At 41.2% G+C, this 25,036-nt stretch carries 21 protein-coding genes and 1 pseudogene; 1 reads left to right on the top strand and 21 read right to left on the bottom strand.

The features are described from left to right. Positions 1–214 precede the first annotated feature (214 nt). From NSQ64_RS20995 to hemA, 7 genes and pseudogenes are all read right to left on the bottom strand, one after another. Positions 215–694 (bottom strand): annotated as a pseudogene (locus tag NSQ64_RS20995) (LysM peptidoglycan-binding domain-containing protein); the annotation flags it as partial. A 331-nt stretch (positions 695–1,025) separates the two neighbouring features. Then, positions 1,026–2,318, bottom strand: a complete 1,293-nt coding sequence (gene hemL / locus NSQ64_RS14440; RefSeq protein ID WP_060781245.1) for a glutamate-1-semialdehyde 2,1-aminomutase — start codon at positions 2,316–2,318, stop codon at positions 1,026–1,028. Positions 2,319–2,345: 27 nt separating this feature from the next. Next, a complete protein-coding gene (hemB, locus tag NSQ64_RS14445; protein ID WP_007501555.1) occupies positions 2,346–3,317 on the bottom strand; it encodes a porphobilinogen synthase in 972 nt (323 codons plus the stop codon). Further along, a complete protein-coding gene (locus tag NSQ64_RS14450; protein ID WP_341017071.1) occupies positions 3,314–4,105 on the bottom strand; it encodes a uroporphyrinogen-III synthase in 792 nt (263 codons plus the stop codon). Before NSQ64_RS14450 ends, hemB begins: the two co-directional genes overlap by 4 nt. Next, positions 4,102–5,037, bottom strand: coding sequence for a hydroxymethylbilane synthase (gene hemC, locus NSQ64_RS14455; protein WP_024718409.1), 936 nt, complete (start codon positions 5,035–5,037; stop codon positions 4,102–4,104). The genes NSQ64_RS14450 and hemC overlap by 4 nt, the downstream gene beginning before the upstream one ends. Positions 5,038–5,074: 37 nt before the next feature. Next, positions 5,075–5,905: a cytochrome c biogenesis protein gene (locus NSQ64_RS14460; protein WP_007501558.1), complete on the bottom strand. Its 831-nt coding sequence runs from the start codon at positions 5,903–5,905 to the stop codon at positions 5,075–5,077. A 7-nt stretch (positions 5,906–5,912) separates the two neighbouring features. Then, positions 5,913–7,280 carry a glutamyl-tRNA reductase gene (gene hemA, locus NSQ64_RS14465; protein ID WP_024718410.1) on the bottom strand — a complete coding sequence of 456 codons (1,368 nt, stop codon included), beginning with the start codon at positions 7,278–7,280 and terminating at the stop codon, positions 5,913–5,915. A 240-nt stretch (positions 7,281–7,520) separates the two neighbouring features. Between hemA and NSQ64_RS14470 the strand changes: the two genes are divergently transcribed. Continuing rightward, a complete protein-coding gene (locus NSQ64_RS14470) occupies positions 7,521–8,006 on the top strand; it encodes a hypothetical protein (RefSeq protein ID WP_024718411.1) in 486 nt (161 codons plus the stop codon). A gap of 225 nt (positions 8,007–8,231) precedes the next feature. Here the strand turns inward: NSQ64_RS14470 and NSQ64_RS14475 are convergent, their stop codons facing one another. From NSQ64_RS14475 to ilvC, 14 genes are all read right to left on the bottom strand, one after another. Then, positions 8,232–8,627: a hypothetical protein gene (locus NSQ64_RS14475; protein ID WP_057079242.1), complete on the bottom strand. Its 396-nt coding sequence runs from the start codon at positions 8,625–8,627 to the stop codon at positions 8,232–8,234. Further along, positions 8,628–9,776, bottom strand: a complete 1,149-nt coding sequence (locus tag NSQ64_RS14480; RefSeq protein ID WP_341017075.1) for an MFS transporter — start codon at positions 9,774–9,776, stop codon at positions 8,628–8,630. A gap of 70 nt (positions 9,777–9,846) precedes the next feature. Continuing rightward, positions 9,847–9,987, bottom strand: coding sequence for a hypothetical protein (locus NSQ64_RS14485; RefSeq protein ID WP_017367733.1), 141 nt, complete (start codon positions 9,985–9,987; stop codon positions 9,847–9,849). Between the two features lie 238 nt (positions 9,988–10,225). After that, the gene (yihA, locus tag NSQ64_RS14490; protein WP_007501562.1) at positions 10,226–10,813 is read right to left on the bottom strand and encodes a ribosome biogenesis GTP-binding protein YihA/YsxC; all 588 of its coding nucleotides are present in this window, start codon (positions 10,811–10,813) and stop codon (positions 10,226–10,228) included. After that, positions 10,810–13,134 carry an endopeptidase La gene (gene lon / locus NSQ64_RS14495; RefSeq protein ID WP_096881697.1) on the bottom strand — a complete coding sequence of 775 codons (2,325 nt, stop codon included), beginning with the start codon at positions 13,132–13,134 and terminating at the stop codon, positions 10,810–10,812. Before lon ends, yihA begins: the two co-directional genes overlap by 4 nt. Positions 13,135–13,305: 171 nt before the next feature. After that, complete coding sequence (lonB, locus tag NSQ64_RS14500) at positions 13,306–14,967, bottom strand: ATP-dependent protease LonB (RefSeq protein WP_007501566.1); 1,662 nt, start codon at positions 14,965–14,967, stop codon at positions 13,306–13,308. 138 nt (positions 14,968–15,105) lie between these two features. Continuing rightward, positions 15,106–16,371, bottom strand: coding sequence for an ATP-dependent protease ATP-binding subunit ClpX (gene clpX / locus NSQ64_RS14505; RefSeq protein ID WP_007501568.1), 1,266 nt, complete (start codon positions 16,369–16,371; stop codon positions 15,106–15,108). A gap of 251 nt (positions 16,372–16,622) precedes the next feature. Further along, positions 16,623–17,897, bottom strand: coding sequence for a trigger factor (gene tig / locus NSQ64_RS14510; protein ID WP_017358146.1), 1,275 nt, complete (start codon positions 17,895–17,897; stop codon positions 16,623–16,625). A 240-nt stretch (positions 17,898–18,137) separates the two neighbouring features. Continuing rightward, positions 18,138–19,145, bottom strand: coding sequence for a DNA damage checkpoint antagonist DdcA (ddcA, locus tag NSQ64_RS14515; RefSeq protein ID WP_007501571.1), 1,008 nt, complete (start codon positions 19,143–19,145; stop codon positions 18,138–18,140). Positions 19,146–19,268: 123 nt separating this feature from the next. Further along, a complete protein-coding gene (gene leuD, locus NSQ64_RS14520; protein ID WP_008342843.1) occupies positions 19,269–19,868 on the bottom strand; it encodes a 3-isopropylmalate dehydratase small subunit in 600 nt (199 codons plus the stop codon). A gap of 15 nt (positions 19,869–19,883) precedes the next feature. After that, positions 19,884–21,299 (bottom strand): 3-isopropylmalate dehydratase large subunit, encoded by a 1,416-nt coding sequence (gene leuC / locus NSQ64_RS14525; RefSeq protein ID WP_007501575.1) that lies wholly within the window; start codon positions 21,297–21,299, stop codon positions 19,884–19,886. Between the two features lie 42 nt (positions 21,300–21,341). Further along, positions 21,342–22,439 (bottom strand): 3-isopropylmalate dehydrogenase, encoded by a 1,098-nt coding sequence (leuB, locus tag NSQ64_RS14530; RefSeq protein WP_341017079.1) that lies wholly within the window; start codon positions 22,437–22,439, stop codon positions 21,342–21,344. A gap of 18 nt (positions 22,440–22,457) precedes the next feature. After that, a complete protein-coding gene (locus tag NSQ64_RS14535; protein ID WP_008342850.1) occupies positions 22,458–24,011 on the bottom strand; it encodes a 2-isopropylmalate synthase in 1,554 nt (517 codons plus the stop codon). Beyond that, positions 23,998–25,026 carry a ketol-acid reductoisomerase gene (ilvC, locus tag NSQ64_RS14540; RefSeq protein WP_007501581.1) on the bottom strand — a complete coding sequence of 343 codons (1,029 nt, stop codon included), beginning with the start codon at positions 25,024–25,026 and terminating at the stop codon, positions 23,998–24,000. The genes NSQ64_RS14535 and ilvC overlap by 14 nt, the downstream gene beginning before the upstream one ends. Positions 25,027–25,036 lie beyond the last annotated feature (10 nt).

Here is a 25,036-nt window from a genome sequence, read left to right on the forward strand (position 1 = left end):
CCACGGCTTCTTCTTCCTCATTTTCCTCCTCTTCTTCTGCTTCTTCCACCATCACCGTCTCGATGTCTATTTCATCCTCTTCTTGTTCAGTTCGCGCTTCATGTTGCAAAGCAGCATGCTGTTCTGCATTTTCTTCATGCTCTTCACGTGGGAGCATTTCTTGCTCTTCATATTCAGGCCGCGCCTGATATTCATAGGTGACATCGCCATATTCCTCTTCAGCACGATGGACAAATTCATATGGCCCTTCTACCAGCGGTTCAGGCGTTCCTTCATCTAACAGACCTTCAATGGCCAAATCAGCCTGAATCGTGAGCAAACGGCTTTCTGTCAGCTGGTAATCAAATGCATCAATAAACACAAATACATCATTTAAATGACTAATTTTGTTCTTGGGGATCGTGATATCCACCGGAAATTGATGCAGCAGCTCCGCCGTTCCGTCCTCTCTTACCTTCACCTCATCAGCCTGCCTGTATGATGCATAGGAACTGGATTCACCCATTAGCTCCTCTTGATTTATGTTGTATTCTCCTGTTAGCTCGAGTGAACCTCTAATGGAAACATAATCATTCACTTCTTGAACGAGAATGTCAGGATCGAGAGAAATTGACAGTAGCTCACTGACTTCCTGTCCGTTTTTGAAATAAATGGACTCTTCTACCGAAAACTGTAATCGATTGTTTTGAGACAAGTCGGTGTCCTCCTTTCATCTAATCCTTCAAAATAAAATTAGATGTCAATACAGGTGTATGAAGGAGGCGGTGAAAATATGATTGGTTTTATGCAAAGCAAAAAGCCGATATGTCTCCATATCGGCTCAGCGTGTAGACAAACCCTCGCATTCGGTGTCAGTCCTGTGCGCTGGTGCTCACGAATGTCAAATTCGCTCCGCTCCAGTACTCGTCCTTCCTAGATTGCAAAGGTTTTCTTTCACGCTAAAAAGAAGACAAAGGGCTAAAATAAAGTTCATTTTAACCCTTTGTCAACGATCTAAGCCGATATGTCTCCATATCGGCTTTTGGTTACTGAGCTAATTTTTGAAATACCTTTTCAACTGTCGCAATTGTATACTCGATGTCTTCATCCGTATGAGCAGTTGAGAGGAACAACCCTTCGAATTGTGAAGGCGGAAGGAAGATGCCGTGATCAGCCATTTCCTTGTAGAATTCAGCGAATAAAGCGAGGTCAGCTGTTTTCGCTGTATCGTAATTGACGACTTGTTCGTTTGTAAAGAAGAATCCGATCATGGAACCGGCACGGTTAAATGTTAATGGAATCCCATGTACTTTCGCCGCTTTTGAAATGCCTTCTTCCAAACGATCTCCTTTGCGTCTAAACTCTTCATAAGACTCAGGTGTCAGCTGTTTTAATGTTTCAAGACCTGCTGTCATCGCAAGCGGGTTACCGGATAACGTTCCTGCTTGATAAATCGGGCCGCTTGGCGCAATTTGTCTCATAATGTCCGCTCTACCGCCGTAAGCACCAACTGGCAGGCCGCCTCCGATGACTTTACCAAGACATGTCAGATCAGGCGTAATGCCAAAATAGCCTTGTGCACAATGATAATCCACACGGAAGCCTGTCATGACCTCATCAAAAATGAGTAAAGAGCCATATTCCTCTGTGATGTCTCTCAATCCTTGCAAGAAACCTTCTTGCGGAGGGACAACCCCCATATTTCCTGCAACTGGTTCTACAATGACACCTGCAATGTCGTCTCCAAATTCTTGAAAAGCGACTTTGATGCTTTCTAAATCATTGTATGGAACGGTGATCGTATTGCTTGCTGTACCTTCAGGGACACCAGGGCTATCCGGAAGTCCAAGCGTTGCCACACCCGAACCAGCTTTAATGAGCAAAGAATCACCGTGTCCATGATAACAGCCTTCAAATTTCACAATTTTGTTTCTGCCTGTAAAACCACGTGCTAGACGAAGCGCACTCATCGTCGCCTCTGTTCCAGAGCTGACCATACGAATGACCTCAATAGAAGGAACTCGTTCTGATACAAGCTTAGCTAATTCATTTTCAACTAAAGTAGAAGCACCGAAGCTTGTACCATGTTCAGCTACTCGCTGAATGCTTTCAACCACACGGTCATTCGTATGCCCTAAAATAAGCGGTCCCCACGATAAGACATAATCAATATATTCATTTCCGTCAATATCGTATATTTTTGCGCCTTTTCCTCGTTCCATAAAAATCGGGTCTGTATTGACTGATTTAAATGCGCGCACAGGGCTGTTCACACCACCCGGCATTAACTGCTGCGCTTCTTTAAATGCTTGCTTTGACTTTTCATAGCTACGTCCCATTTCAATGTCCTCCTGTCTATCCGTTCTTTATTCTGAGAGCCATTTCGCTGCATCTTTTGCATGATACGTAATGATTAATTCTGCGCCTGCACGTTTCATGCTAGTCAGCATTTCAAGAACAAGCTCTTTTTCAGAAATCCAGCCATTTTGAGCTGCTGCTTTCACCATTGCATACTCTCCGCTCACATTGTACGCAACAACAGGAAGTGTAAATTCATTTTTCACATCACGCATGATATCTAAGTATGAAAGTGACGGCTTCACGATCAGGAAGTCAGCGCCTTCTTCTACATCAGACTGCGCTTCTCTCAGTGCTTCTAAGCGGTTTGCAGGGTCCATTTGATACGTTTTACGATCTCCAAACTGCGGTGTGCTATGCGCCGCATCACGAAACGGACCGTAAAAAGCACTTGCATATTTCACAGCATATGACATGACAGGCACATGCACAAAGCCGGCCTCATCAAGCGCCTCACGAATTGCGATAACAAAGCCATCCATCATGTTTGATGGAGCAATGATATCTGCACCTGCACGAGCCTGACTGACAGCGGTTTTCGCTAAGAGCTGAAGAGATTCATCATTTAAAATTTCTCCATCTTCAACGATTCCACAATGTCCGTGATCTGTATATTGGCATAAGCAAGTATCAGCAATGACCACAAGCTCTGGGAAATGCTTTTTGATTTCAAGCGTTGCTCTTTGAACAATCCCATGATCGTGATAAGCTTCACTGCCTACATGGTCTTTATGGTCTGGTACCCCAAAAACAATGATAGATTTAATCCCAAGGTCAACAAGCTCTTGGACTTCTTCTTTCACAAGATCAACTGAAATGTGATAGACACCCGGCATTGAAGGGACTTCTTTCCGGACATTCTCTCCCTCTACAAAAAAGATGGGATAAATGAAATCAGAGGGTCTTAAAAATGTTTCTCTCACCAATTCTCTCATTCCTGCGCTTGTACGCAATCTGCGGTGTCTGTTAAATTTCATCATTGGTTCAACTTCCTTTCAGATAAACGGCACATCAAATCAAGCATCCCGTCTATCGTATAAGTATCTGGGGTTTCAGAAGAAATCCCGTATTGAAGCAGTGCCTCTTGTGTAAGAGGACCGATGCTCACAAAACATGTGTCTGATGCAGCTAATCTATCGATATCAGCCTCCATAGCGTGCATAAAAGAATGAACAGTGGAAGAGCTTGTAAATGTAATAAAATCAAATGATTGCTCCATCATTGCCGACTTGAGTGCGATAATTCCGTCCTCATCCTTCACTGTTTCATATATAATCCACTCTTTTACGTCAATGCCAAGCGGAACGAGGGTATTCTTCACCACATCTCGTGACAGGTGACCTTTTGCTACAAAGACACATTCTTCTGGGTGTACATGTTCAATTAAAGCATCTGCCAGTTCTTCTGCTATAAAACGTTCTGGAACCACATCCACTTTTAAGCCGTGCTGCATCAGATAGGCAGATGTTTTTTCACCTACGGCCGCCACTTTCAAGTGGGATAAGCTTTGATGTAATTGATGCTTCTCTATATAACTGAGAAAAAAAGACGCACCATTTACACTCGTAAACACAAGCCAATGGCTTGCTTCTAAATCTTCTAAAAATACCTTCGCTTTTTCTTTTGTCAGCGTTGGTTCAAACCTGATAAGAGAGGTTAAAACAGCATGGCCGTTCAGCGCTTCAATTTTCTGCTGAAACGCACCCGCTTGACGTTCATTTCGAGTGACAAGCACCGTCTGTCCGTAAAGCGATTTGGCTATCGTCATTGGGAAGACAGATCCTTTTTCACCTTGTCGATCAAATCCTTTGCTCCCTTATCAGCCATCTGCTTCGCACATGCTGTTCCAATTGCCTCAGGGTCAGTACCTGTTACGGTTTCTCGAATAATCGTATGCCCATCCGCAGATGCCACAAGACCTGTCAATTCAATTTCATCACGCTCATTCATCGTTGCGTAACCAGCGATCGGCACTTGACAGCTTCCATCCATTTGTTGAAGGAAAGCTCTTTCAGCAAGGACCGTTTTCTTTGTATACTCATTTGTGAATTGAGCTAACAGCTGCAATAGCTCTTCGTCATCTCCTCGGCATTCTATCGACAATGCGCCCTGCCCTACAGCAGGAAGGCAAGTATCAGGAGATAAAAATTCCGACACGACTTCTTGACTCCAGCCCATTCTAGACAATCCGGCAGCCGCTAGAATAATCGCATCATATTCTTCATTTTTCAGTTTTTCGAGTCTCGTATCAATGTTTCCACGGATCCATTTAATCTCAAGATCTGGTCTCTCCTGAAGAAGCTGGGCACTGCGCCGTAAGCTGCTCGTTCCCACAACCGCTCCCTTTGGCAGTTCATGAAGACGGAGATGATCCTTTGAAATCAATGCATCCCGCACATCTTCACGCTCAGGAATACAGCCGATGACTAAACCTTCCGGAAGAGAGGCCGGCATATCTTTCATGCTGTGTACCGCCATGTCAATGTCATGGTTCAGCATTGCCTGTTCAATCTCTTTAACAAACAGACCTTTTCCGCCAACCTTTGATAAGGTCACATCTAAAATTTGATCACCCTTTGTCACAATCTCTTTAATTTCAAAAGAATAAGAAGGGTTTAGTTCAGACAACTTTTGAATGACCCATTTTGTTTGTGTAATCGCAAGTTTGCTTCGTCTAGAACCTACTTTAATTGTACGCATTACGTCTTCCTCCCGACAATGCCCTTAAGACTCATCATTATTGAAACCAATGAAAGGTTGATAAGCTACCAAGCAGAAAATAATTGATCATCAGCACAAGAAATGAAGCGACATTCCATCGCGCCACGATTTTGCCCTGCATATTTCTCACCAGTCTAATGTATAAGTAAAAGCCGTATAAAAACAGCATAATAAACGAACCGAGCACCTTTGCATCTGTCCAGTACAACGTATCATACGAAATATATGCCCATATAATGCCAAGAATTAAACTAAGCAAGAGCATCGGCACGCCAATAATATTTAAGACATACGCCATATGATCAAGCTTTGATAAGTCTTCAATTCTCAAAAGCCATTTTCCCCATTTTTTCTTTTTCAGCAAACGATATTGAAATAGGTAGAGTAGTGAAAAAGCAAATGAAAGTGAAAAAGCGCCGTATGATAAAATGGCCATCGTAATATGAATGACGAGCAGCTCACTCGTCAGCTTTCCCGTCAGTTCGGCAGAATGAAGATCAGATGGTGTAAAGGTGTGAATCGCCATCATGGAAAAACCAATCACATTTGTAAAAAAGACAATAAATTCAACACGTAATACTTTTGTCAAAACAAGTGACAATGTCACAAGCACCCACGTATAAAAATATAACCCCTCTGCTACATTCAACACAGGGAATCGGTCTGTTTCCATCATAATATAAAACATGTAGACTGTTTGCAGCAGCCAGACAATAGAAAGCAACCAGAAAGCCATTTTTCCAGCCTTCCGGTTGTGTTGAAGAAAATCTATGAAATAGAACAAGACACTGAGTGCATAGATCAAGGTCGTCGCTTCGCCTAGTCTCGCTACAATGGATTCCATCATCGCCTAATCACTCACTGGCAACTGTAGCAAGGCCTTGTGCCATATTTGTTTTAAACAGCTGAAATGCCCCTTGCTCCACCTGCATCGGCTCTGCCTTTTGCTCTTCATCTTCAACCTGTAAATCAAAGATTTCTTTAAAGAGTAAAAGTTTTTCCTCTGCATTCGGCTCCCCGGCAATTTCTTTGGCCTTTAAGATAGGATCTTTCAGCATTTGATTGATGATGCTTTTCGTATGTTTATTTAACAGCTTCATTTCACGATTTGTGAGGTTTGGAAGCTTTCGTTCGATGCTTTGCATCGTATCCGCTTGAATCGAGAGTGCTTTTTCTCTTAAAGCAGAAATCACAGGAACCACTCCGAGCGTATTAAGCCATTGCTTAAATTCCACAATTTCAGCTTCGATGAGAAGCTCCACCTCTTCAGCTACTGCACGGCGCTCTTTCAGGTTAGCTGCCACAATGCCCTCAAGATCATCAATGTCATACAAAAAAGCACCTTCTACTTCAGAAATAGCTGGATCTAAATCACGTGGTACTGCAATATCCACCATGAATAGAGGTCTGCCTTTTCTCTGTTTGTTCGCTTTTTCGACCATTTCCTTTGTGATCACAAATTGTTTAGCCCCAGTAGAGCTAATTAAAATATCCGCTTCAGATAAAGTTTTTTCTAATTGATTCAAGCTCTTAGGCTCTCCTGAAAAACGACCGGCCAGTTCTTTGGCCTTTTCAAACGTTCGATTGATGACTGTTACCTGGCCAATCCCTTGACCTTGAAGGTTTTGAGCCGCCAGCTCGCCCATTTTACCCGCACCAAGAATAAGGACATGTTTATCAGAAAGACGTCCAAAGATTTTTTTTGCAAGTTCCACTGCCGCATAGCTGACAGATACAGCATTAGACGCAATATCTGTTTCCGCATGAGAGCGCTTCGCAACTGTTACCGCCTGCTTAAACAAATAATTGAAAACGGTACCAATGGTCTTCTCCTCTTGAGCGACTTTAAAGCTTGAGCGCACTTGACCGAGTATTTGTGTTTCACCAATGACCATAGAATCAAGTCCACAGGCAACCCGGAATAAATGCTCAACCGCTCCATCATTTTCATAAAACTTCAAATATGGAGAGACATCTTCTTTTTCTAAACCGAACCAATCTGCTAAAAATCTTTTTATATAAAACCGACCAGTATGAAGCTGATCTACAACTGCGTAGATCTCTGTTCGATTACATGTTGAGATGACGATATTCTCTAGAATGCTTTTTTCTTCTTTAAGCTTGGACATCGCTGTTCCGAGCTCGCTCGGTTCAAAGCTCAGCTGTTCCCGTATCTCAACAGGGGCTGTTTTATAATCTAAACCCACAACAAGAATATGCATAACTTCAGCTTGCACCCCCAACGCCCTGTCTAATTTATAATAATTACAATATAGAATTTATTATTTATAATGATTATAACATATATTCATTTTTAACTGGATAAAAATTGTGAACAGATTTCAAAAATGTTGTGATATAGTAGAAAAATGTTCGACATCGAATGCCATATCATCACTTCAAGCAATTTATCAGATTTGGCACGTGCGGACAAATGATCTGCTTATAAGAAGGTGACATCTTTGAAGAAGAAATCTATTTTGCTGCCGCTCACTTTGCTGGCTGTAGCACTATATGCCATTCTCTCAGGAGATCAATTTGACATTTGGAAAGATCAGGAGAAATGGTATACACTTGTACTGCTTTTTGGCCTTGCTTTCTTATATCAAGGAAAGAAGGAGCAGGAAACCTCTCATGTGTTTATCGGTATGCTCATGACAGGCCTTGCGCTACACTTTATCCTTCAGCCGAAATTAGAACACTGGCCAGATACATTTACGATGATTGTGTTCATCGTCGGCCTCGCACTTTTGATGAAATCATCACAGAAAAAGGAATATCGAATAGAAAGTGTTGTTCTCATTGCACTCGGTCTATTCCTTTATTTCTTTCAACAAATTACGAAGCAACTTAGCACACTTTCGATCCCTACTTCCGGTTTTGAATTGTACTGGCCATATGTATTGATTGCCGTCAGTCTCCTCTTATTATTTTTAAAAAGGAAATAACTTATACAATATAATTGTTTGATAAGCCATCAATTGGGTGTTTTATAATACACATCTTACGAGAAGAATAAGATCCAGTTTAACTGATATAGACGACAATAACCGCCTTATCTGCAGTTGCTTGTGTAGCAACATTTTGCAGGTAAGGCGGTTTTGTTTTTCTCCCCTTATGTCAAGTATCATTAAATTGATATCAGTGTCACTGTCAAGCAATTATTATCATTTTTATGGTTTCGTCTCAAGTTCATTTTCATCAGGTAATCTAAATCCAAATTCTTTTTCCCATAAATCATTTCCGCTATCAAACATTTCATTTAGTATATCCACTTCATCAGCTTGATTCCCAAATCCAGCATCATGAGCTAAAATAATGCCGAAATACGACATACAATCGTAATAATAGTTTTGTGGTAACAGCATATGTAAATGCCAAACCTCATCAATTTCAGTATTTGGGGCAAAAGAACAATCGGGATATTTTTTGATCAAGAACCAAAATTTTTTGTATTGATCTACTAATCGAGTGACATTCTCTTTATCCATTCCTTCAAAATAGTAACCAAACTTCAAACATGCTTCTACTAAGTCCACCGAAAAGTCAGGATAACTCACTTTATCCATTCATTGAATTCCCCTTTTTAAAATATTTTTTAGAATCAAAAATCGAATGATTCCTATACAAAGACATAATGGAATGATGTAAGCAATATTGAAAAATTCCGAACTTTCCAACATGAATGTAATCACTGTAATGATTAATATCGTTCCTAGCTGATTCAATGTATTCATACTTGCAAGTGCCATACTTCTATAGTGAGGATCAAAAACAACTAAAAAAGATGCTTTGATTAAGCTCATAAACAACGGGTTAATGAGTGTCAAAATAAAAAAACCAATTAAAAACAGTGAACTATTGGGCGCTAAAATCATTAGAATTAACCCAAACATGAGATATATCGTTATAAGATAGACTTTCGAATGTATTTTTTGTATATCCATTCTTCGGATCAATAGATTTCCCAGTAAAATCGATACTCCGCCAATTAGCCAAAATAATGATACAGTAAGATCACTTGCCGAAAACGTTTCTTTCAGAATAATAAACGAATAATTCATTACTACAGGTAAAAACATCCCATCAATAAACATGATGAACAAATAACTCTTTGGTACTTTTTTAAATATTTCAACATTCGCGAAAGATATACTTTCGATTTTCAACTGGGCAACAATTGGATACAAATACTCATAAACCAACAAACCAATAAAAAAGAGCAGAAAAACAAGATACATTTCTGATCCAAAGAATATAAACAAAATTGGCCCACTAAAGAAACCAATTGTTTTAGCTGAGAGTAAAAACATATTACGATATGCAATATCTTTATGGGGTTGATTGGATAAAAACATGTTAAATCCCGATTCTAAAATAAACGATAAGCCATTTATAAAAAATTGAAAAGAAAGCATTAAAAAAAACATTAGATTAAATAATTGATTGTTTAAAGCAAAAAACGAAGCAAGGGTTAGGATAGACAATGTGGTGACGAAAAATTTTGCCGTGTATCTAGATAAAACTTTAAATAAATAGTTGCTCACAATATTACTTAAAATAAACGAAAAGCCACCAATCAAATACATACTGCCTGCATAAAAATATGAACCAGTCATCTCAAAGAAATAAAGAGGCAATCCAGTCCAAACTAGTGCCCCTATGAAAACAATCATAGTATCCAAATAAACTAATGTACTCACTCTACTAATATTCATGTACACTATTCCTTATTTAAGTGTTAAGAAACAGAGATTCTAAAAAACCTCTGTTTCTCATCATACTCTCTTACTTTTTCTTTAATTCCTTTTGCATTTCTTTCATTTCATTTAGCGAGTAATTATAGCATGTTCTCGCTTTCAGTTTTGATTGTTTTTCCTTCATTTCATTTAGTGAGTAATTGTAACAAGTTCTTGCTTTTAATTTCATTATTACCACTCCTATCTGAAATATTTTCAATATCATATTACTGCACTTGATTTTATTTGTAAATATGGAAATTAATTATAATTTAGCATCTATTTAAATAAACTTTCGGCATTCAATAATTTCTAGAAACAGAACGAATTTAAACTTAATCGCTTTCCTTCAAGTTCTACGTTTTTCTCAGCATATGAAAAAAAGTTGTAAGAAAACAAATGTTTTCTTACAACTTTTTATTATCTTCTTAGCTGTTAATCTTCGCAAGGATCGCATTCCAGGCTTCATCTTTTCCCTTTTTTGTTTCAGAAGAGAAAAGGATTAATTCATCTGATGGGTCGATGTCGAGTGTCTGTTTGACGACTTTCGCATGCTTTTCCCATTTGCCTTTTGGAATTTTATCGGCCTTTGTCGCAATAATGATCACAGGAACTCCATAGTATTTAAGGAATTCATACATGTTCACATCATCTGCGGATGGCTTATGACGCAGATCCACAATTTGGACGACTGCTTTTAACTCTTCACGCATTGTAATATACGTTTCGATCATTCTCCCCCATGCTTCGCGCTCTGTTTTTGATACTTTCGCAAAGCCATAACCTGGGACGTCCACAAAATGGAGCATATCATTAATAATGTAAAAATTAAGCGTCTGGGTCTTTCCTGGTTTAGAAGACGTACGCGCTAAATTTTTCCGATTAATCAATGAGTTAATGAACGAGGACTTTCCAACATTTGATCGTCCAGCAAGTGCGATCTCAGGCAGTCCCCCGCTCGGGTACTGCTCTGGTTTCACCGCACTAATGACGATATCTGATTTTGTTACTTTCATCTTCCCTCTCCTACTAACGCTTTCTCAAGCACCTCATCTAAATGTGAAACCGGAATAAAAGTTAATCCTTCTCTCACACTTTCAGGAATATCATCAATATCCTTCTCATTGTCCTTTGGAAGAATAATCGTTTTCAGTCCTGCACGATGTGCGCCTAATGCTTTTTCTTTTAATCCGCCAATCGGAAGCACTCTTCCTCTTAACGTAATTTCTCCTGTCATGCCAACCTCTTTTGAAACAGGACGTCCTGTGAGTGCTGATACAAGAGCCGTCGCAATGGTAATACCAGCTGATGGCCCGTCCTTTGGAACCGCACCCTCTGGAACATGGATATGAATATCGTGCTTTTCATTAAATTGAGGATCAATGTTCAGTTCATCTGCTTTTGAACGAACATAACTGAATGCCGCCTGCGCAGATTCTCTCATGACATCACCGAGCTTACCTGTTAGCAAAAGCTTGCCTTTACCCGGCGAGAGTGAGACCTCGATGGACAAGGTGTCTCCGCCAACTGTGGTATATGCAAGGCCTGTGACAACGCCGACCTGATCTGTCGTTTCCGCCTGACCATAACGGTAAAGTCTTTTTCCGAGGAATTCAGATAAGTTCTTTTCCGTCACTGTGATGCGTTTGCGGTCTTCAGCCACAATTGCTCTTGCCGCTTTTCGACAAATCGCCGCAAGCTGACGCTCTAACCCGCGGACTCCTGCTTCTCTCGTGTAATAGCGAATCATATCGTAAATCGCTGCTTCACGAAGCTGCAAGTTCCCTTTCTTTAATCCGTGCTCCTTTAGCTGCTTCGGCAGAAGGTGATCTTTCACAATTTCTGCTTTTTCAACTTCCGTATACCCTGCAATCGTGATAATCTCCATTCTATCACGAAGTGGACCTGGAATGGTTGCTAAATTGTTGGCAGTTGCGATAAATAAGACTTGAGACAAATCAAATGTCTCTTCAATATAATGATCGCTAAAGTTATGATTTTGCTCTGGATCTAACACTTCAAGCATCGCAGAAGACGGATCTCCTCTAAAGTCAGAAGACATTTTATCAATTTCATCTAAAAGAAAGACCGGATTCATCGTGCCCGCCTTGCTCATCCCGCGAATGATACGGCCAGGCATCGCACCTACATAAGTTCTTCGATGACCACGGATCTCAGATTCATCACGTACACCGCCAAGAGAGATACGGATAAACTTTCGATCGAGTGATTTGGCAATGGATTTAGCAAGTGACGTCTTCCCTACCCCAGGAGGTCCTGCTAAGCAAAGAATCGGTCCCTTTAATGAATTTGTCAGTTTCTGAACAGCAAGATATTCGAGTACCCGCTCTTTTACTTTTTCAAGCCCGTGGTGCTCGTCATCTAAAATTTCGCTTGCAAGCTTTAAATCTAGACGATCTTCTGTATAAGTGCCCCACGGCAGATTGATCAGCCAATCAATATAATTGCGAATGACAGAACTCTCAGCAGAGCTTGAAGGGATTTTTTCATAACGGTTCAGTTCTTTTAAAGCCGTTTCACGAACGGAATCTGGCATGCCGGACTCTTCAATTTTAGCCATAAGCGTACTGACTTCGCCTGTTTTCCCCTCTTTGTCTCCAAGCTCTTTTTGAATAGCTTTCATTTGTTCGCGCAAATAATATTCTTTTTGCGTTCGCTCCATTGAACGTTTGACACGCTGGCCAATTTTCTTTTCAATCTCTAGCACTTCTTTTTCATTGTGAATGAGACTGATGACCCGATTCAATCGTTTTTTGACATCGACTGTTTCCAGCACTTCTTGCTTGTCTTTTAATTTCAAAGGAAGGTGGGAAGCGACGATATCCGCCATTCTTCCAGGTTCTTCAATATCCGTCACCGTTGCATATGTTTCAGCTGAGATTTTTTTTGAAATTTTTATGTACTGATCAAAGTGATCTAACAAAGTGCGCATGAGTGCTTCTGCTTCTGCGTCCTTTAATTCTTCTTCTGTCAACTCTTTAATATCGACTGACGTATAGTCTTCTAGCTCCATGTAGGATTCGATCTGCGCTCGATTTAAGCCTTCGACGAGCACACGGATCGTTCCATTTGGCAGCTTCAGCATTTGTTTAATTTTTGTGTAGGTGCCGACTTTGAAAATTTCCTCTTCACCTGGTTCATCTATTGAAATTTCCCGTTGTGTTGCTAGAAAAATCATATGATCGTTCATCATCGCCTGTTCTAATGCTTGAACAGACTTTTCGCGCCCAACGTCCAAATGCAAGACCATTGTTGGATAAACAAGCAAGCCTCGCAGCGGAAGGAGCGGAACATTCTTTTTGATTTCATCTGCCATGTTGATAGACACCTCCGTCACTAGTATGAATCATTATAATATACCTGTTTCAGTCTTGTACAATGTAAAAGACTTGAGAAATGATGATCTTACCGTAGTATACCCTTTCTTTTTATCTTGAAAAAGAAAAAAAGATCTATTTCACTAAAAAATCCCCATATGAGATGGGGATTAAACAGATTTCCTTTTCATTTCTTCTTCTAGTCCATCTTTCTTCTCATCTGGCGGATTGACCAAACACTGATCCAGCACTTCTTGGAAGTGCTTCACAGGCACAATCGTAACCCCTTCAATCTCTTTTAAGATCGACTGCTGATTGTCATAAGGGATGATCACTGTTTTGACACCCGCTTGTTTGGCTGCCTTGATTTTTGGTATGACACCGCCGATCGGCTTCACCTGACCTTGTAATCCAATCTCACCGGTCATCGCCGTTAAATGATCAATCGGGATTTGATGAATGGCTGAGAAAATGGCTGTGGCCATCGCAATTCCAGCAGATGGTCCATCAATCGGGGCACCAGCCGGAAAATTAATGTGGATATCATATTCATTTGTTCGTATACCTAAGTTTCGAAGCACGGTTAAGACATTTTCAACTGAGCCCTTCGCCATACTTTTCCGTCTGATTGATTTCGACTGATTGCCGATGCTTTCTTCTTCCGCAATACCAGTAATATTGATACTGCCTTTTTCAAGCGCTTTACAAATGTTCACTTCAATTTCAAGCAGAGCCCCGCTATTCGGTCCATACACGGCAAGACCATTTACTACTCCTACCTTTGGCTTTTCCGGTACTTTTTGTTCATATCTTGGTGTCAGCTGGCTTGAATGAATGACCCATTCTACATCGGCGATCGTAATATCTTTTCGGTTTTCAGTGACAGCCATACCTGCGGCGATCTGTACCATGTTGACCGCTTCACGTCCATTTTTCACATAGGATGTTAACAGGTTCAGTCCTTCGTCACTTAATTCCTTCTGAATTTTCTCGACTGCTTTAGCTGCAACAATTTTCAGCTCATGCTGATCCAAATCCTTGAAGAAAATCTCCAAACATCTTGATCGAATAGCCGGCGGAATTTCGTCCGGTGTTCTTGTCGTGGCGCCAATCAGTCGAAAATCAGCGGGCAACCCATTTTGAAAAATATCATGGATGTGATTCGGGATTTGCGTATTTTCTTCACTGTAATAAGCACTATCTAAAAACACTTTTCGATCTTCTAGCACTTTGAGCATTTTGTTCATTTGAATCGGATGTAATTCTCCAATTTCATCTATAAAGAGAACGCCGCCATGAGCATGTGTGACGGCTCCTTGTTTCGGCTGCGGAATGCCTGCCTGTCCCATGGCCCCTGCTCCTTGATAAATGGGATCATGTACGGAACCAATCAAGGGGTCTGCGATGCCTCGTTCATCAAATCTTGCCGTTGTGGCATCAAGCTCAACAAATACTGCATCTTTTTTAAATGGTGAATCAGCGTGACGCTTCGCCTCTTCCATCACTAGACGAGCAGCAGCTGTTTTTCCAACACCAGGCGGCCCGTAGACGATGACATGTTGCGGGTTCGGTCCACACAGGGCAGCTTTCAGTGCACGTATACCGTCTTCCTGCCCTACAATATCTTGAAACCCCTTTGGCCGGACTCTCTCTGATAAAGGTTCACTCAGTTTAATGGATCGCATCTTTCTGAGTGCTTCCATTTCTTTCTTTGATTCTTTATCGATCGTCACCTTTTGTGTGCGCTGATTTTTCAGTAAGTTCCAAAAGTACAACCCGATGACGATACCAAAGAACAGTTGTATGAATAATACGATTCCTGTCCAGCTCAATCGGTGCTCCCTCCTTCATCTATCGTTATGTATTGGTTTCTGTCTGCTAGTATTTCCTAGAGCTGGACGGAATAAACACAACTTCCACGATAAATAAAAAACTCCTGAATCAAAAGATTCAGGAGTCATCAAATGGGCTTATGCTGATGTTTTTGTATCTTTATTCACGACTGTACCGTCTTTTAAGACAAGACGAGGCGGCTCACCATCAGCAACCGTTGCACCAGTAATGACACATTTCTCAATATCATCACGAGATGGAAGGTCAAACATCACATCAAGCATGATGCCTTCAATGATGGAGCGAAGACCACGAGCTCCTGTTTTACGCTCAATTGCTTTTTTCGCAATTTCGCTAAGAGCATCTTCTTCAAACTCAAGCTCAACATCATCAAGCTCAAGCATTTTTGTATATTGCTTAACGAGCGCATTTTTAGGCTTCGTCAAGATTTCTACAAGTGCTTTTTCATCTAACGGCTCTAGGCTTGCAATAACCGGAAGACGACCGATGAATTCTGGGATTAAACCGAAGCGAAGTAAGTCTTCTGGCAGAACTTTTGATAGAAGGACTTCTTTTTCAAGATCTTCAATTTTATTTTCCGCACCGAATCCAATCACTTTTTGACCTAGGCGGCGTTTGATAATTTGCTCAATGCCGTCAAAGGCTCCACCACAAATGAAGAGGATATTTGTTGTATCAATTTGAATGAATTCTTGATGAGGATGCTTACGTCCACCTTGAGGCGGTACACTAGCGACTGTTCCTTCAAGAATTTTCAAAAGGGCTTGCTGTACACCTTCCCCAGATACATCACGGGTGATAGAAGGGTTTTCTGATTTTCTTGCTACTTTATCGATCTCATCGATGTAGATAATGCCTTTTTCAGCTTTTTCTACATCATAATCTGCTGCTTGGATCAGCTTTAGTAAAATATTCTCTACGTCTTCCCCAACGTAACCTGCTTCTGTTAAAGACGTCGCATCTGCAATCGCAAATGGAACATTTAAAATACGTGCAAGCGTTTGAGCAAGTAATGTTTTACCGCTTCCTGTAGGTCCAATCATAGAAATGTTACTTTTCGAAAGCTCAACATCATCAATCTTACTGTTGGAATTAATCCGCTTGTAATGGTTATAAACCGCTACAGCTAAGGATTTCTTCGCATTCTCTTGTCCGATGACATATTCATCAAGAATCTCCCGGATTTCATGAGGTTTCGGAACATCCTTGAATTCAACTTCTTCCTCAGTACCGAGCTCTTCTTCAACTATTTCCGTGCAAAGCTCGATACATTCATCACATATATATACGCCAGGTCCTGCGACCAGTTTACGCACTTGATCTTGCGTTTTTCCGCAAAACGAGCATTTTAATTGACCTTTTTCCTCGTTGAATTTAAACATTCTTTCACCCCTTATTCTTCTTCACTTGCCTGTAGCTAACAGTCAGCTACCCTTCTGGGTCCAGTATGTATGCATTTTACCATACTTTCCTAAAAGACGGTAATGATGTGTTTGTAACACTGCACATTGAGATATGTATGACAGAAAGATGCGACTTACACTATCGTTTCCAAAAGAAGCGATGATAAGTCAAAAATTGTACAAAACAAGGCACGAGTCACTCGCGCCCTGTTTTATTATTATGCACCATATTAACGGTTTTCTACAAGAAAATCAATTGCTTTACGAACTTTTAAATCTTCTTTCATTGCTTCAGTAGAACCGATCGCTTGTTTGATATTTTCAACTGGCATGTTGTATGCTTCAGCCATTTTTGAAAGTTCTTCTTCCACTTCTTCATCAGACACTTGTAGGTCTTCTGCAGCAGCAATTGCTTCAAGAGTAAGATTAGATTTTACGCGTTTAGCAGCATCTTCTTTCATTTGCTCTTTTAGCGCATCTTCATCTTGTCCAGAGAACTGGAAGTAAAGCTCAAGGTTCATCCCTTGCATTTGAAGACGTTGTTCGAATTCTTTCATCATGCGGTCTAGCTCAGTGTCAACCATCGCTTGAGGAACGTCAACTTCCGCATTTTCAGAAGCTTTTGCTACTAGCTCTTCACGAAGTTTGCCTTCTGCTTCGTTTTCTTTTGCTTCTTCAAGACGTTTCTTCGTTTTTTCAGTTAATTCAGCAATCGTTTCAACTTCTTCATCAACATCTTTAGCGAACTCATCGTCAAGTGCTGGAAGTTCTTTTGCTTTAATTTCATGAATTTTCACTTTGAATACAGCTGGTTTACCTGCAAGGTCTTCAGCATGATATTCTTCTGGGAATGTCACTTCAACATCTTTTTCTGCACCTGCTTCAAGACCAACCAATTGCTCTTCGAAACCAGGGATGAATGAACCAGAACCTACTTCAAGAGAGTAGTTCTCAGCTTTTCCGCCTTCGAATGCTTCTCCATCAACGAATCCTTCGAAATCTAGAACAACTGTATCGCCGTTTTCGATTGCGCCTTCTTCTTTGACAACAAGCTCAGCTTGACGGTTTTGCATAGCTTTTAACTCTTCTTGGACATCTTCATCAGACACAGATGTGTCGTCTTTTTCTACGTTAAGACCTTTGTAGTCACCAAGTTTTACTTCTGGCTTCACTGTTACTTTTGCAGTGAAGATTAAGCTTTCGCCTTTTTCGATTTTCTCAACATCGATTTCAGGGCGGTCAACCGGCTCGATACCAGCTTCGTCGATTGCTTTCGGATATTCAACTGGAAGAAGAATATCTAGTGCATCTTGATAAAGAGATTCTACTCCAAAACGCTGCTCGAAAAGACCACGTGGTACTTTCCCTTTACGGAATCCAGGGATTGATACTTGCTTAACTACTTTCTTAAATGCATCATCAAGTGCTTTGTTAAATGTTTCAGCGTCAACCTCTACTGTTAAGACACCTTCGTTACCTTCTTGTTTTTCCCATTTTACTGACATGTGTGTTTCCCTCCAAAAATCTATTCAGATTGTGCGTTGTTACATTCTAAAGCATCATAAAGACTTCGTCCAATCAAAAACCACGCACTCCGCTAAAGAAGCGGTCTTATGTATACAACATTTGACTTGATTATACATAACGTCTTTTAACCGTTGGAATCTTACAACCGCACGATATATGCACAAATACAACCATTATATTATAACATAACAAGTCCGTCTTTCAACTAAATCGACAAATTACAAATAAGAAATTTCTTCAATATCTTTCAGCATTGTACAAGCTTCTCTCAGCTCTCGTTCGTTAAAATCATACAATAAATGCAATTCTTCGAGGTCAATCTCGATTCCATGCATTTCATAGCCGACTTTATGAAGTGCCGCAGCCCAAAGACTCGGATCCGTATATTTAGGAAGAAATGGATATAGCACAAATAAGTGCCGGCGCCATAACTCTTCAACTCCTTGGTAAAGGGTTGGGTTCTCATTGCCGAGTGTGTCATCGAGCTTTCGAAGGACTTGCTGAAGCAGTGGCATTTGCTCTGGCTTGACAGCCTCAGAAGGAACAAGCGTTAAAGAATCACCGAACTTCGTCACATGAACCGGCTTTGCCACATCATGATCTGACAGAAGTTGCAGGATCAATGATTTGACCAAAGGGTTGCCATCAGGCTTTTGTAGGATCGTATTTAATAGACCCATATGCGGCGTGATGTTTCGGTCTTTCAGCGAATGGATGAACTGCACCTGCTCTTCTGGCCGCTCGAGCATTTCATCTATATTGATTTCTCCGCTGCCTTCCTCGTCTTCGTCTAAAATCTCTTCTGGTGATTCAATCATCTTTCTGCTAAATTCAAGCAGCTTATAAAAATGCTCCGCGCTTTCTGCTGGAAGGTGATTTTCTTCAAGGACAGCCTCAATTGTTTGTTTGACTTCCTCGTACTCTTTCAGCTGAATTAAGATGGTCATATATACTTGAAGCACAGTGAAATAGTGGCCATATCCTTCATGTAGCATCTTTTCACAGACTCGCTTTGCATCCTGCAGCTCACCAAGCTCTAGAAAACAAATCGCCATACCGAGATGAATATCGGATTCTTCATCGTCATCATACGATTTCGCTTCTGAAAATAAGTGAAGCGCCTCTTGATACTGTTTATCTTTTAATGCTGCCATTCCTTTTTCAATCAGTCTTTCTTTCAGACCAGGAAACAAAATGACATTATCTTTCTTCTTGTCATGTTTCATGCTTACGTTCCTTTCGGGCGCATATTTTTTATCAGTTTACCAACGAAGATTAGTAAACACAAGTAACGAGAGGTTTTCATGCAAAAAAGAAGCCGTCACACCACGGGGACGGCTTCTCGTTGTTTATGCACGCAGCCAGCTGCTACGTTTTTCTTCAAATGCTTGAATCTCATCTTCTAGTAACAATGTTAATGAAATCTCATCATAGCCATTCAAGAGCATTTCTCTCCAGTGTGGATCTACATCGAAAGGAGTAACATTCCCTTCATGGTCTTGAATCTGTTGTTTTTCCAGATCAACTGTCATTTCATATCCTTTGTTTTCATATGATGCAGCAAACGTTTTCCACACATCATAATCAAGGCGAATTGGAAGCATCCCGTTTTTAAAACAGTTTTGATGAAAAATATCGGCGAAAGATGGGGCAATGACAATTTTGAAACCATAATCATCAAGCGCCCAAGGCGCATGTTCCCTTGATGACCCGCACCCAAAGTTTTCGCCTGCGATCAAAATAGAGGCTCCTTCATAAATCGGCTGATTGAGCTCAAAATCTGGATTTGGACTGCCATCTGCTAAATATCGCCAGTCAAAAAAGGCAAATCGGCCATATCCTGTTCGTTCGATTCTTTTCAAAAACTGTTTCGGAATGATTTGATCTGTATCTACATTTATACGGTTAAGCACAGCGGCTTTTCCTTTATGAGTGACTAAAGGCTCCATCTATGACACAACTCCTTACACGACTGTTTTCTCTTGATTAAACTTCCTGACATCGACAAATCGGCCATGTATGGCAGCCATTGCAGCCATTGCCGGGCTGACAAGATGCGTCCTTGCACCCTTCCCTTGACGTCCCTCAAAGTTACGGTTTGATGTAGATGCACATCGTTCACCTTCTGGCACCACATCGTTATTCATACTGAGGCACATACTACAGCCAGATTCTCTCCATTCAAATCCTGCTTCTAGGAAAATTTCATGAAGACCTTCTTCTTCTGCTTGCAGTTTGACACTTTGTGAGCCAGGAACCACAATCGCTCTGACATGATCAGCTACTTTTTGTCCTTCAATCATAGAAGCGGCTTGGCGTAAATCAGTCATTCTTGAGTTCGTACATGAGCCAATAAACACATGCTCAATCGTAATATCTTCAATACGCTGATGCGGGTGAACCCCCATGTATTCATAAGCACGTTTTGCTTCTTTTTGGTCATCTTCTTGTGCAAAATCTTCAGGTCCTGGAATTGCTGCATCCACAGGGAGCACCATTCCTGGGTTAATTCCCCACGTGACCATTGGCGAAATATGATTTCCATCTAAAACAATGGTTTTATCATAGGTCGCACCCGGATCTGTTCTTAGTTCTTTCCATTCTTTTATCGCTGCTTCGAAATCTTCACCCTGCGGTGCGTATTTGCGTCCGCGGCAATATTCAAAGGTCACTTCATCCGGTGCGATCAATCCTGCTCTTGCGCCTGCTTCAATTGACATATTACAAACGGTCATCCGCTCATCCATTGACATGTTTCTGAATACTTCCCCAGTGTATTCAATGACATAACCTGAACCGAACTTCACGCCATGTGCGCCAATGACTGCTAAAATGACATCTTTGGCTGTTACCCCTTTTTGAAGCGTTCCGTCTACTCTAATTTCTAGTGTCTTCGGACGCTGCTGCCAAAGTGTTTGTGTGGAAAGCACATGCTCAACCTCACTTGTGCCAATCCCAAAGGCAAGTGCACCAAATGCGCCATGAGTAGATGTATGACTATCTCCACACACGATTGTTTTCCCCGGAAGTGTTAAACCAAGCTCAGGTCCAACGACATGAACAATTCCTTGGTCTACACTGTGAAGGTCAGCTAGACGGACCCCGAATTCAGCACAGTTGCGCTCTAGAGCACTGACTTGCTTCTTCGCAATCTCATCTTTGATCACAAATCGATTCACAGTCGGAATGTTATGATCCATCGTCGCAAATGTGTTTTGTGGTCTTCGCACCTTGCGCCCTTTTTGTCTTAATCCTTCAAATGCTTGAGGTGACGTCACCTCATGCACCAAGTGCAGATCAATATATAAAAGGTCTGGTTTTCCCTCGCCATTTTTGACAACATGCTGATCCCATATTTTTTCGATGATTGTTCGAGGCATAACCCTTTTTCCTCCCTCTACCTAATTCAACAAGATTTCTATTTATACAATGGATTTCGTACGTTGTTTGAGTGCATCTACAACGGCTTTCGTGATATCATCAGTCGTTTCATACGTTCCCTCTTTTGATGCTAGGTCCTTTGTTCGTTTGCCAGAGGCAAGAACGGCTTCCACAGCAGCTTCAATTGCAGCCGCTTCTTCTTCTAAAGCAAAGGATGTTCTAAGCAAGCTGGCTGCTGACAATATAGTAGCCAGAGGGTTTGCGACATTTTGCCCCGCAATATCGGGTGCTGAACCATGAATCGGCTCATATAAATGAAGGCCGGTGCTTGATAAACTAGCAGATGGCAGCATGCCGAGTGAGCCAGTAATCATAGATGCTTCGTCACTTAAAATGTCACCAAACATATTCTCTGTCACGATGACATCAAATTGAGCGGGCTTATAAATAAGCTGCATCGCGGCATTATCGACGAGCATGTGCTCATATGCGACATCTGGATATTGGGATGCAACTTCTTCTACCGCATCCCGCCATAGTTTACTCGAAGCGAGAACATTTGCTTTATCCACAGACGTTACTTTTTTCCGTCTCGTTAACGCCATGTCGAACGCTTCTTTTAATACACGAACAATTTCTTCCTTTGTATAAAGAAGTGTATCAACCGCAGCTTCTTTTCCTTCATCATCCGTGTAGCGCTCACTTGGTTCGCCAAAGTAGAGACCTCCAGTTAATTCACGAACGATGACGAAATCTACTCCGTTAATGTGATCTTGTTTTAACGGTGAAGCCTCACTCAAGCTATCAAATACTTTGACAGGGCGGATGTTCGCAAATAAGTCCAGCTGCTTGCGAATGGAGAGCAAGCCTTTTTCTGGGCGAAGTTCTGGCGGGTTTTGATCCCACTTCGGTCCGCCAACGGCTCCTAATAAAATCGCATCTGCGCTTTTGCACACTTCTACTGTTTCTTTAGGGAGCGGATTGTTTTTTTCATCTATCGCTATACCGCCAATGAGAGCTGTTTCGAATTCAAATTCGTGTTGAAATTGAGCCGCTGTCTCTTTCAGGACAGCGACGGCTGATGTGACGACTTCCGGTCCGATTCCATCGCCGGGCAAAAGTGCAATTTTCTTTTTCATGAGTCCCTTCCTCCTTTCTTATGAGATGGCGTGATGTTTCTCAATTTCTATTAAGTTTGATTTAAAGATTAAATGTCTATTCACTGCATTGACGTAAGCTTTAGCCGATGCTTCCAGCACATCTTGCGCTACACCGCGTCCTGCTGTTTCTTTTCCTTCTATTGAAACAGTGACATATACTTCCGCTAGTGCGTCTCTGCCTTTTCCATTGGATTGAATACGATAATCTAGCAAATGAATTCTTTCCTCCATACAGCGCTCAAGCGTGTTGTACACAGCTTCTACACTGCCTGCACCTGTAGCTGCTTCTTGAATGACTTCCTGCGTTTCTTGATTTTTAAGAGAGACTGTTGCTGTCGGCATTTGCTCTGTCCCATAGTGAACTTGAAGACTTTCAAATTCATAGCCAATTTTACGGTCTGCTACTTTTTCTTCTAATATAATAGAGATTAAATCATCATCTGTGATTTCTTTCTTCTTCTCTGTTAAGTTCTTAAACGTTTCGAAGAACTTATTGATTTCTTCTTCAGTCAATTTAAAGCCGAGTGTTTTTAAGCGGTCTTTAAACGCGTGTCTTCCGGAGTGTTTACCAAGGACAAGCACATCTGTTGTGACGCCTACAAGCTCTGGAGAGATAATTTCATAGGTTGTTTTTTCTTTGAGGAATCCATCTTGGTGAATACCTGATTCATGGGCAAATGCATTGTTTCCAACGACTGCTTTATTACGCGGTACAATCATACCTGAGTATTTGCTCACTACATCACTTGTGCGCTTAATTTCATTCAACTGAATGGTTGATTCGACTTGGTAAAAGTCTTTGCGAATATGAAGGGCAACTGCAATTTCTTCTAAAGCAGCATTTCCTGCGCGCTCTCCAATACCGTTGACAGCTGTTTCAATTTGATCTGCTCCATTTTCAATGGCAGCAAGTGAGTTCGCTACAGCCATTCCTAAATCATCATGACAGTGTGCTGACAAGATGACTTGATCGATATTTGGAACGTGTTCCTTCATATATTTAAAGATATTTCCGTACTCTTTTGGTGCTAGGTATCCAACAGTGTCAGGCAAGTTAATGACACTTGCGCCTGCGTCGATCACTTTTTCTACAATTTCTGCTAGGAAAGAAAGATCTGTCCGGCATGCATCTTCTGCTGACCACTGAACAACTGGGAAGCGCTCTTTCGCGTATTTCACCATTGAAACAGCTTGTTCAACCACTTCTTCACGTGTTTTCTTTAGCTTATGCTTGAGGTGAATGTCAGAAGTCGCAATAAAGACGTGTATTCTTGGTTGAGCTCCATCTTTTAATGCGTCCCATGCAGCATCAATGTCACCTTTCACACATCGTGCAAGTCCTGCAACTGAACAGTTCTTAATCGTTCTTGCAATTTCTTGTACGCCTAAGAAATCCCCTCGGGATGAAGCGGGAAAACCCGCTTCAATGATATTAACCCCAAGGCGCTCAAGCTGCTTAGCAATGATTAGCTTTTCTTGTGCATTTAAGTTCACTCCTGGTGATTGCTCTCCATCTCGAAGTGTTGTGTCAAAAAAATTAATTTTTCGCACCGACGCTCACCGCTTCCTTTTTCTTTCCTTGTTTAACGAAAGGCATCATTTCACGAAGCTTTCTTCCGACGATTTCAATTTGGTGCTCATTTTCATTTGCATTGATCGCATTGAAACGTGGACGATTCACTTGGTTTTCAACAATCCATTCTTTCGCGAATGTTCCGTTTTGGATGTCAGTCAAGACTGCTTTCATTGATTCTTTTACTTTTGCATCCACAACGCGTGGTCCTGATACGAAGTCACCCCACTGCGCTGTATCAGAGATGGAATATCTCATACCTTCTAATCCTTCTTCATACATAAGGTCAACGATCAATTTCAGTTCATGCAGACACTCGAAGTATGCAAGCTCCGGCTGATAACCAGCTTCTGTTAATGTTTCAAAACCTGCTTTTACTAATGAAGTAAGACCTCCACAAAGAACTGCCTGCTCACCGAATAGATCCGTTTCTGTTTCTTCTTTAAATGTTGTTTCAAGAACGCCCGCTCTTGCTCCGCCGATTGCTTTTGCATAAGCAAGTGCTTTGTCTTTCGCTTGACCTGATACATCTTGATAGATAGCAAATAGTGCAGGTACACCAGCGCCTTGCTCATATGTTCTTCTTACAAGATGTCCTGGACCTTTTGGAGCCACAAGATACACATCTACGTCACTTGGAGGAACAATTTGATGGAAGTGAACGTTGAATCCGTGTGCGAATACAAGTGAATTCCCTGCTTCTAATTGATCTTTGATTTCTTCATCATATACTTTCTTTTGCTGCTCATCTGGAAGTAATACCATGACGACATCTGCTTGTGCTGCTGCTTCTTTTACTGTGAATACTTGATGACCGTCTTCTTGTGCTTTTGTATAAGATCCGCCTTTTCTTACGCCGACAATGACATCTACGCCGCTCTCTTTTAAGTTCAATGCATGTGCATGACCTTGTGATCCGTAACCAATGATAGCTACCTTTTGACCGTTTAATACGTTTTCTTGAATATCACCGTTATAATATACTTTTACCATTTGACTCTCT

The sequence above is a fragment of the Bacillus sp. FSL W8-0183 genome (genome assembly GCF_038006825.1).
GTDB lineage: Bacteria > Bacillota > Bacilli > Bacillales > Bacillaceae > Bacillus > Bacillus altitudinis.

Bases quoted from the DNA above. Each gene is read 5' to 3' on its own strand.
- lon (WP_096881697.1), bottom strand. From the start codon at position 13,134: ATGGCAGATGAAATCAAAAAGAATGTTCCGCTCCTTCCGCTGCGAGGC.
- NSQ64_RS14480 (WP_341017075.1), bottom strand. From the start codon at position 9,776: ATGAATATTAGTAGAGTGAGTACATTAGTTTATTTGGATACTATGATT.
- yihA (WP_007501562.1), bottom strand. From the start codon at position 10,813: ATGAAAGTAACAAAATCAGATATCGTCATTAGTGCGGTGAAACCAGAG.
- hemC (WP_024718409.1), bottom strand. From the start codon at position 5,037: ATGCGTACAATTAAAGTAGGTTCTAGACGAAGCAAACTTGCGATTACA.
- NSQ64_RS14450 (WP_341017071.1), bottom strand. From the start codon at position 4,105: ATGACGATAGCCAAATCGCTTTACGGACAGACGGTGCTTGTCACTCGA.
- clpX (WP_007501568.1), bottom strand. From the start codon at position 16,371: ATGTTTAAATTCAACGAGGAAAAAGGTCAATTAAAATGCTCGTTTTGC.
- hemL (WP_060781245.1), bottom strand. From the start codon at position 2,318: ATGGGACGTAGCTATGAAAAGTCAAAGCAAGCATTTAAAGAAGCGCAG.
- hemB (WP_007501555.1), bottom strand. From the start codon at position 3,317: ATGATGAAATTTAACAGACACCGCAGATTGCGTACAAGCGCAGGAATG.
- hemA (WP_024718410.1), bottom strand. From the start codon at position 7,280: ATGCATATTCTTGTTGTGGGTTTAGATTATAAAACAGCCCCTGTTGAG.
- leuC (WP_007501575.1), bottom strand. From the start codon at position 21,299: ATGCCTCGAACAATCATCGAAAAAATATGGGATCAGCATGTTGTCAAA.
- ilvC (WP_007501581.1), bottom strand. From the start codon at position 25,026: ATGGTAAAAGTATATTATAACGGTGATATTCAAGAAAACGTATTAAAC.
- NSQ64_RS14460 (WP_007501558.1), bottom strand. From the start codon at position 5,905: ATGATGGAATCCATTGTAGCGAGACTAGGCGAAGCGACGACCTTGATC.
- NSQ64_RS14485 (WP_017367733.1), bottom strand. From the start codon at position 9,987: ATGAAATTAAAAGCAAGAACTTGTTACAATTACTCACTAAATGAAATG.
- tig (WP_017358146.1), bottom strand. From the start codon at position 17,897: ATGTCAGTAAAATGGGAAAAACAAGAAGGTAACGAAGGTGTCTTAACA.
- NSQ64_RS14475 (WP_057079242.1), bottom strand. From the start codon at position 8,627: ATGGATAAAGTGAGTTATCCTGACTTTTCGGTGGACTTAGTAGAAGCA.
- leuB (WP_341017079.1), bottom strand. From the start codon at position 22,439: ATGAAAAAGAAAATTGCACTTTTGCCCGGCGATGGAATCGGACCGGAA.
- leuD (WP_008342843.1), bottom strand. From the start codon at position 19,868: ATGGAGCCTTTAGTCACTCATAAAGGAAAAGCCGCTGTGCTTAACCGT.
- ddcA (WP_007501571.1), bottom strand. From the start codon at position 19,145: ATGAAACATGACAAGAAGAAAGATAATGTCATTTTGTTTCCTGGTCTG.